Source organism: Mycolicibacterium pyrenivorans (assembly GCF_025821625.1).
In the GTDB taxonomy this organism is placed as follows: domain Bacteria; phylum Actinomycetota; class Actinomycetes; order Mycobacteriales; family Mycobacteriaceae; genus Mycobacterium; species Mycobacterium pyrenivorans.
Map to the genome: position 1 here is coordinate 19,056 of NZ_JACKSH010000108.1, position 8,297 is coordinate 27,352.

4 protein-coding genes are annotated in these 8,297 nt (G+C 68.7%); all 4 read left to right on the forward strand.

The features are described from left to right. The first annotated feature begins 84 nt into the window (after nt 1–84). The 4 genes from H7I57_RS14230 to H7I57_RS14245 are packed head-to-tail and all read left to right on the forward strand — an operon-like array spanning nt 85 to nt 8,204. Entirely contained in the window at nt 85–3,495 is a 3,411-nt protein-coding gene (locus tag H7I57_RS14230; protein ID WP_264024201.1) for a transglutaminase family protein, read from the forward strand. Beyond that, on the forward strand, nt 3,495–6,194 hold the full coding sequence (locus H7I57_RS14235) for a circularly permuted type 2 ATP-grasp protein (RefSeq protein WP_264024203.1): 2,700 nt from the start codon (nt 3,495–3,497) through the stop codon (nt 6,192–6,194). The genes H7I57_RS14230 and H7I57_RS14235 overlap by 1 nt, the downstream gene beginning before the upstream one ends. Beyond that, nucleotides 6,191–7,126 (forward strand): transglutaminase family protein, encoded by a 936-nt coding sequence (locus H7I57_RS14240; protein ID WP_264024204.1) that lies wholly within the window; start codon nt 6,191–6,193, stop codon nt 7,124–7,126. Before H7I57_RS14235 ends, H7I57_RS14240 begins: the two co-directional genes overlap by 4 nt. Next, complete coding sequence (locus H7I57_RS14245) at nt 7,119–8,204, forward strand: zinc-binding metallopeptidase family protein (protein ID WP_264024205.1); 1,086 nt, start codon at nt 7,119–7,121, stop codon at nt 8,202–8,204. The genes H7I57_RS14240 and H7I57_RS14245 overlap by 8 nt, the downstream gene beginning before the upstream one ends. Nucleotides 8,205–8,297 lie beyond the last annotated feature (93 nt).

The window sequence follows — 8,297 nt, forward strand, 5'->3', positions numbered from 1 at the left end:
GCGGTCGGCTTGTGCCGCATCGGGCCCGTCACTGAGGCGAACGCGGTCTGCGTCGCCACCCCAGGTGTGGTGGGATTGCCCGTTATGGGTATCAAGGTGGCGCTGGAGCACCGCACCAGCTACACATTCGACCGCCTCATCGAGGTCTATCCGCATGTCGTCCGACTGCGCCCGGCGCCGCACTCGCGCACGCCGATCGAGGCCTACTCGTTGCGGGTCGAGCCCGCCGACAACTTCGTCAACTGGCAGCAGGACGCGTTCGGCAACTTCCTGGCCCGGCTCGTCTTCCCGACGCGCACCCGCAGCCTGACCATCACCGTCGGGCTGATCGCCGATCTGAAGGTCATCAACCCGTTCGACTTCTTCATCGAGGAGTACGCCGAGCATGTCGGTTTCAGCTACCCGAAGGCGCTGGCCGAGGACCTCAAGCCCTATCTGAGACCGGTCGACGAGGACGACGAGGGGTCCGGCCCGGGCGATCTCGCCGAGGCGTGGGTGCAGAATTTCTCCGTGCCGCCGGGCACCCGCACCATCGATTTCCTGGTCGCGCTCAACCGGGCCGTCAACGCCGACGTCGGCTACAGCGTGCGGATGGAACCCGGGGTTCAGACACCGGATTTCACGCTGCGCACCGGGATCGGCTCCTGTCGGGACTCGGCGTGGTTGCTGGTGTCGATCCTGCGTCAGATGGGTCTGGCGGCCCGATTCGTCTCCGGGTACCTGGTGCAGCTGACCTCCGACGTCGAGGCCCTAGACGGACCGTCGGGCCCGGCGGCCGATTTCACCGACCTGCACGCCTGGACCGAGGTGTACATCCCGGGCGCCGGGTGGATAGGTCTGGATCCCACCTCGGGCCTGTTCGCCGGCGAGGGGCACATCCCGCTGTCGGCGACACCGCATCCCGAATCCGCGGCACCGATCACCGGCTCGACCGAGCCGTGCGAAACCACGCTGGAATTCACCAATGTCGTGACCCGGGTCCATGAGGATCCGCGGGTCACTCTGCCCTACACCGACGAGACGTGGGCGGCCATCAACGAGCTCGGCGAACGCGTCGACGAAAGGCTGGCCGCCGGTGACGTGCGGCTCACCATCGGCGGCGAGCCCACGTTCGTGTCGATCGACAACCAGGTCGACCCGGAGTGGACCACGGACGCCGACGGCCCGCACAAGCGCGAGCGTGCCTCCGCGCTGGCGGCGCGACTGAAGAAGGTCTGGGCCCCGCAGGGGCTGGTGCAACGCAGTCAGGGCAAGTGGTATCCGGGAGAACCGTTGCCGCGCTGGCAGATCGGACTCTACTGGCGCACCGACGGCGAGCCGCTGTGGAGCGACGAGTCCTTGCTCGCCGACCCGTGGGCCGAACACCCCGACATACCGGCGCTTGCCCCCGACGCCGGCCGTGAACTGCTCGGTGTCATCGCCGACGGCCTGGGGCTGCCTGCCCGCCAGGTCCGACCCGCCTTCGAGGACGCGTTGGCCCGGTTGGCGGCAGCAGTGCGGCAACCCGAGGGCGATCCCGTCGCGCCCGAGGACGACCTGCAGGCCGACGGTCCCGACGCCCGAACCGCGCTGATGGCGCGCCTCGAAGCTCCGGTCGCCGAACCGGCGGCATACGTTCTGCCGCTGCATCGCCGCGACGACGGGTCGGGCTGGGCCAGCGCGGACTGGAAGCTGCGTCGTGGGCGCATCGTGCTGCTGGACGGGGACTCGCCTGCCGGCCTGCGGCTTCCGCTGAACTCGATCAGCTGGGAGCCGCCGCGGCCGGCCTTCGACGCCGATCCGACGGCGTCGCGCCCCGGACTGGGCTCCGGGGGCGCGGCGACCGACGATCCCGACGCGGTGGTGGAGGAAGCGGAGTCCATGCCGACGACCGCGCTGGTGGGCGAGATCCGCGACGGCTTCCTGCACGTCTTCATCCCTCCCACCGAGGAACTGGAGGATTTCGTCGACCTGATCCAACGCATCGAGACGGCCGCCGCCAAGATCGGCTGCGCCCTGGTGGTCGAAGGCTACGGTCCCCCGGCGGATCCCCGGCTGCGATCGATGTCCGTCACGCCCGACCCCGGTGTCATCGAGGTCAACGTGGCTCCGGCCGCCAGCTTCGCCGAGCAGCGCGAACAACTCGAGACGCTCTATGCGCAAGCCCGCCTGGCCCGACTGTCGACCGAGGCATTCGACGTCGACGGCACCCACGGCGGCACCGGCGGCGGCAACCACATCACACTCGGCGGCATCACGCCCGCCGACTCCCCGCTGCTGCGCCGTCCCGACCTGCTGGTGTCCCTGTTGACCTACTGGCAGCGGCACCCGTCGCTGTCGTATCTGTTCGCGGGCCGGTTCGTCGGCACGACATCGCAGGCGCCCCGGGTCGACGAGGGCCGCCCGGAGTCGCTCTATGAACTCGAGATCGCGTTCGCCGAGATCGCGCGACTCTCCGATGCAAGCTTCGCTCCCCATCATGGTCGCTCCGCAAGCTTCGCTCCCCATCATGGTCGCTCCGCAAGCTTCGCTCCCCATCATGGTCGCTCCGCAAGCTTCGCTCCGTGGATCGTCGACAGGGCCCTCCGGCACCTTCTCACCGACATCACCGGCAACACGCACCGCGCCGAGTTCTGCATCGACAAGCTCTACAGCCCCGACAGCGCGCGGGGACGGCTCGGTCTGCTGGAACTGCGCGGGTTCGAGATGCCACCGCATCATCAGATGGCGATGGTGCAGTCGTTGCTCGTGCGCTCGCTGGTTGCGTGGTTCTGGGACGAGCCGCTACGCGCGCCGCTGATCCGCCACGGCGCGAACCTGCACGGCCGGTACCTGTTGCCGCACTTCATCATCAACGACATCGCCGACGTCGCCGCGGATCTGCGGGCACACGGGATCGCCTTCGACACCAGCTGGCTCGACCCCTTCACCGAGTTCCGCTTCCCGCGGATCGGGACGGCGGTCTTCGGCGGCGTGGAGATCGAACTGCGCGGTGCGGTCGAGCCGTGGAACGTCCTCGGTGAGGAGTCCACCGCAGGCGGCACGGCCCGCTACGTCGACTCGTCGGTCGAACGCATCCAGGTCCGGCTCATCGGCGCCGACCGGCAGCGCTACATCGTCACCGTCAACGGCCACCCGATCCCGATGCTGGCGACAGACAACCCCGACGTGCAGGTCGGCGGCGTGCGGTACCGGGCCTGGCAGCCGCCCAGCGCATTGCACCCGACGATCACCGTCGACGGCCCGTTGCGCTTCGAACTCGTCGACGCCGCCACCGGGGTCTCCCGGGGCGGCTGCACGTACCACGTGTCCCATCCCGGCGGCCGGGCCTACGACGCTCCTCCGGTCAATGCCGTCGAGGCCGAGTCGCGGCGCGGTCGCCGCTTCGAGGCCACCGGTTTCACGCCGGGCAAGGTCAATCTGGCCGGTCTGCGCGAGAGGCAGGCACGGCAATCGACCGACGTGGGCGCGCCGGGGATCTTGGATCTGCGGCGAGTGCGTACCGTTCTGCAGTAATGGCATTCCCTGCAACCGGTCCGAGTCCCCAACCGGGCGCCGGAGCGACCGACCTCGACAACCCGTTGGTGCCCTACCGCACCATGCGGGCCCAGCAGGTGCTTTTCGACGTCCAGGCGGGCCTGCGGGGTCCGGCGGCGGGCTACGACGAATTCGTCGATGCGGCAGGCGATGTCCGGCCGGCCTGGCAGGAGCTGGCCGACTGCGTACGCGAACGGGGCCGCGACGGACTCGACCGCCTGCGGGCGGTGGTGCGCGGCCTGGTCGACAACGACGGCATCACCTACGTCCAGGTCGATCACAACGGCGACGCGGTCACCAGCATCGACGGCGCGTCGGCGCCGGGACCCTGGCAGCTCGACGCTCTGCCGCTGGTCATCTCCGCGGCGGATTGGGACCCGCTGGAGGCGGGGCTGGTGCAGCGCTCACGGCTGCTCGACGCCGTGTTGACCGACCTCTACGGCGCGCGCCGCTCCATCACCAGCGGGGTGTTGCCGCCGCAGCTGTTGTTCGCCCATCCCGGCTACGTGCGGGCCGCACGTGGCATCGAGGTGCCGGGTCGTCATCAGCTGTTCCTGCACGGGTGCGATGTCAGCAGGGGAGTGTCCGGCGAGTTCCTGGTAAACGCCGACTGGACGCAGGCGCCGTCCGGTGCCGGCTACGCGCTCGCCGACCGGCGCGTCGTCGCCCACGCCGTCCCTGACCTCTACGAGCAGATCGGGCCCCGCCCCGCCTCTCCGTGGGCCCAGGCGCTGCGACTGGCGCTCGTCGACGCCGCACCCGAATCGGCCGAGGAGCCTGCGGTGGTGGTGCTCAGTCCGGGGATCTACTCCGAGACGGCGTTCGACCAGGCCTATCTGGCCAGTGTGCTGGGCCTGCCGCTGGTCGAGAGCGCCGATCTGGTGGTGCGCGACGGCAGGCTGTGGATGCGGTCCATGGGCACCCTGAAACGGGTGGACGTGGTACTGCGCCGTGTCGACGCGGACTACGCCGACCCGCTCGACCTGCGGGCCGACTCACGGCTCGGGGTGGTCGGCCTGGTGGAGGTGTTGCGTCGCGGAGCGGTGACGGTGGTCAACACGCTGGGCAGCGGTGTGCTGGAAAGCCCTGGGCTGCTTCGGTTTCTCCCCGAACTCGCCGAGCACCTGCTCGACGAGCCACCGCTGCTGGCCGCCGCGCCCATGTACTGGGGCGGTATCGACGTCGAGCGCTCGCACCTGCTGGCCAACCTGTCGTCGCTGCTGATCAAACCGGTCACCGGCGGCGAACAGATCGTCGGACCCGAACTGTCGGCGGGGCAGCGGGAGGCCCTCGCGGCGCGCATCGAGGCCCTCCCGTGGCAGTGGGTGGGGCAGGAGTTGCCCCAGTTCTCCTCGGCGCCTTCGGATCACCTGCCCGGTGGGCTGTCGTCGTCGAGCGTCGGCATGCGCTTGTTCACGGTGGCCCAACACAGTGGTTATGCGCCGATGATCGGCGGACTCGGTTATGTCCTGGCGCCGGGTGATGCCGCTTGCCGCCTGAACAACGTTGCGGCCAAAGATATCTGGGTGAGGACGCCGACACGGATCACCGCGGAGAAGATCCCGACGGTGACGCCGGTGGTGTTGCCCGACGAGACGACGGGGTTGCCTTTCCTGGTCACCCCGAGTCCGATACACGAGATCAGTTCGCCGCGCGTGCTGTCCGATCTGTTCTGGATCGGCCGCTACGCCGAGCGCGCCGAGAACATGGCCCGGCTGCTGACCGTGACCCGCGAGCGCTATCACGAGTACCGCTACCGCCGCACCATGCCCGGCAGCGAGTGCGTTCCGGTGCTGCTGACGGCGCTGGGCGCGATCACCGGAACCGACACCGGCGCAGGCAGTGACTACGCCGAGATGGTGGCCACCGCCCCGACCACCCTGTGGTCGTTGACGGCCGACCGGTACCGGTCCGGCTCGCTGGCCCAGTCGGTGGAGCGTCTCAGCATGGCCGCGCGATCGGTGCGCGACCAGATGTCCAACGACACCTGGATGGTGCTGTCCGCGCTCGAACGCGCGCTGCTGCACGCCCCGGACAGCCCGCCTGATTCGCGGGCCGAGGGAGACGCGTTCCTGTCGTCGACGAACACTCTCACCCTGGCGGGCATGCTTGCCCTGTCGGGCGTCGTCGCCGAGTCGATGGTCCACGATGTCGGCTGGACGATGATGGACATCGGCAAGCGGATCGAGCGCGGCCTGGCGCTGACCGCCCTGCTGCGGTCGACGCTGGCGACCGCCCGGTTGCCCGACGCCGAACAGACCATCACGGAGTCGACTCTGGTGGCGTGCGAATCCCTGGTGATCTACCGACGGCGCAATCCGGGCAAGGTCGGTGTGGCCGGCGTGGCCGAGCTGGTGTTGTTCGACTCCGAGAACCCGCGCTCGCTGGTGTATCAGCTGGAGCGGCTGCGGACCAACCTCAAGTCTCTTCCCGGGGCGTCGGGGTCGTCACGGCCGGAGCGGATGGTCGAGGAGATCGCCATCCGGCTGCGCCGCATCGAACCCGCGGAACTGGAGGAGGTCACCGCGACCGGCGCCCGCGACGAACTCGACGGGCTGCTGGCAGGCACCCACCGCGACCTACGTGAGCTGTCGGGGGTCATCACCGCGACCCACCTGTCGCTGCCGGGCGGCATGCAGCCGCTGTGGGGCCCCGACGCACGGCGGGTGGTGCCGTGACGGCGTTTCCGGATGGGCCCGTCGGCACGGCTGGCGGGAGCCGGTGTTACGAGATCACCCATCGCACCACCTACCGCTACTCCGACGTGGTGACCAGCTCCTATGGCCGCGGCTTCCTGACGCCGCGGGACTCGGCGCGGCAGCGCTGCCTGTTCCACGAGCTGCTGATCGACCCGGAGGCCGCCGACAGTTCCACCAGCCGGGACGCATACGGCAACCTGAGTTCGTACTTCCACGTCACCCAGCGGCACCGCACGCTCAGCATCACCGGCAGGTCGGTCGTCGAGGTCGACCCACCGCCGCCCCACCTCTACCAGGGCCCGTCGGCGCGGGCGCCGTGGGAGATCGCGCGCCCCGTGGGCACCGACGGGGCCCTGGCCGTCGAGTTCACCATGGACCTGCAGCCCGCCGAGATCACCGAGGAGCTGCGTGCCTACGCCGCACCGAGTTTCACCCGGGGCCGGCCGCTGATCGAGGTGCTGCGCGACCTCACGTCGCGGATCTACACCGACTTCACCTACCGGTCGGGGTCGACGACGGTGTCCACTCAGGTGAGCGAGGTTTTGGCGGCCCGGGAGGGGGTATGTCAGGACTTCGCGCGGCTGGCGATCGCCTGTCTGCGCGCCAACGGTCTGGCTGCCAGCTACGTCTCCGGTTATCTGGCCACCGACCCTCCGCCAGGGAAGGAACGCATGGTCGGCATCGACGCGACGCACGCCTGGGCGGCGGTGTGGACGCCGCAGAACCTCTGGGTGGGGCTGGATCCCACCAACGACCAGATGGTCGACGAGCGTTATGTCACCGTCGGCTTCGGCCGTGACTACGCCGATGTACCGCCGCTTCGCGGCATCATCTACACCGAGTCGGAGAGCAGCGTCATCGATGTCGCCGTCGACGTGGCTCCGTACCAAGGGGGAGTGCTCAATGCGTGACTTCAACTGTCCCAATTGTGGTCAGCGGTTGTCGTTCGAGAACTCGGTGTGCCTGAACTGCCACAGCTCATTGGGTTTCTCACTGGACGACATGGCGCTGTTGGTCATCGCACCGCCCGCCGAGAGCGAGCACGCCGGCGCAGTCGACGAAAGCCAGTTTCAGCTGTGCACGAATCTTCATCTTGCCGAATGTAATTGGCTGGTCGAGAAGGGGCCGATCGCCAAGCTTTGTGTGTCCTGCGCGTTGACCCGCACCCGGCCCAACGACGCCGACACGGTTGCTCTGGCGGCGTTCGCGTCCGCCGAACGCGCCAAGCGAAGGCTGATCGCCGAGCTGTACGAGCTCAAGCTGCCGATCGTCGGCCGCGACGAGGACCCGGAGTACGGGCTGGCGTTCGACCTGCTGTCGAGCGCGTTCGAGAAGGTGTTCACCGGACACGAGAACGGCCTGATCACACTGGATCTCGCCGAGGGCGACGATGTGCACCGCGAGCAGCTGCGCATCTCGATGGACGAGCCGTACCGCACACTGCTCGGACACTTCCGCCACGAGATCGGGCACTACTACCAGTACCGGCTCATCGGGACTTCGGCGGACTACCTGCAGCGCTACCATGAGCTGTTCGGTGACCCCGAGGCCGATTACCAGGCTGCGCTCGACCGGCACTACAGCAAGGGCGCGCCCACCGGCTGGGAGGTCGACTACGTGTCGTCCTATGCGACCATGCATCCCGCCGAGGACTGGGCGGAGACCTTCGCGCACTACCTGCACATCCGTGACACGATGGACACCGCCGCCGCGTTCGGCTTCGCGCCGGCCGGTGCCACATTCGAGCGTAAAGTGCTGGGACCCAGCAGTTTCGACACGATGATCGAGATGTGGCTGCCGCTGGCCTGGGCGCTGAACATGGTCAACCGCTCGATGGGCAAGGACGACCTGTATCCGTTCGTGCTGCCTCCGGCGGTACTGGAGAAGATGCGTTTCATCCACACCGTCATCGACGAGATCACCTCCAGCCCGGCAAAACTCGCCGAGGTCGGTGCTCCAGTTCAGGATCAGAGCCAGCAGCTCGGCTAGGAGCGTGGGTCAGTAACACGCCGGGCGGGGTGCCTGGGCCGGTGGCGGGTGTAGGGGATCATGGGGTGTGCCTGATGATCTCGATGCCGACGG

Bases quoted from the DNA above. Each gene is read 5' to 3' on its own strand.
- H7I57_RS14230 (WP_264024201.1), top strand. From the start codon at position 85: ATGGGTATCAAGGTGGCGCTGGAGCACCGCACCAGCTACACATTCGAC.
- H7I57_RS14235 (WP_264024203.1), top strand. From the start codon at position 3,495: ATGGCATTCCCTGCAACCGGTCCGAGTCCCCAACCGGGCGCCGGAGCG.
- H7I57_RS14245 (WP_264024205.1), top strand. From the start codon at position 7,119: ATGCGTGACTTCAACTGTCCCAATTGTGGTCAGCGGTTGTCGTTCGAG.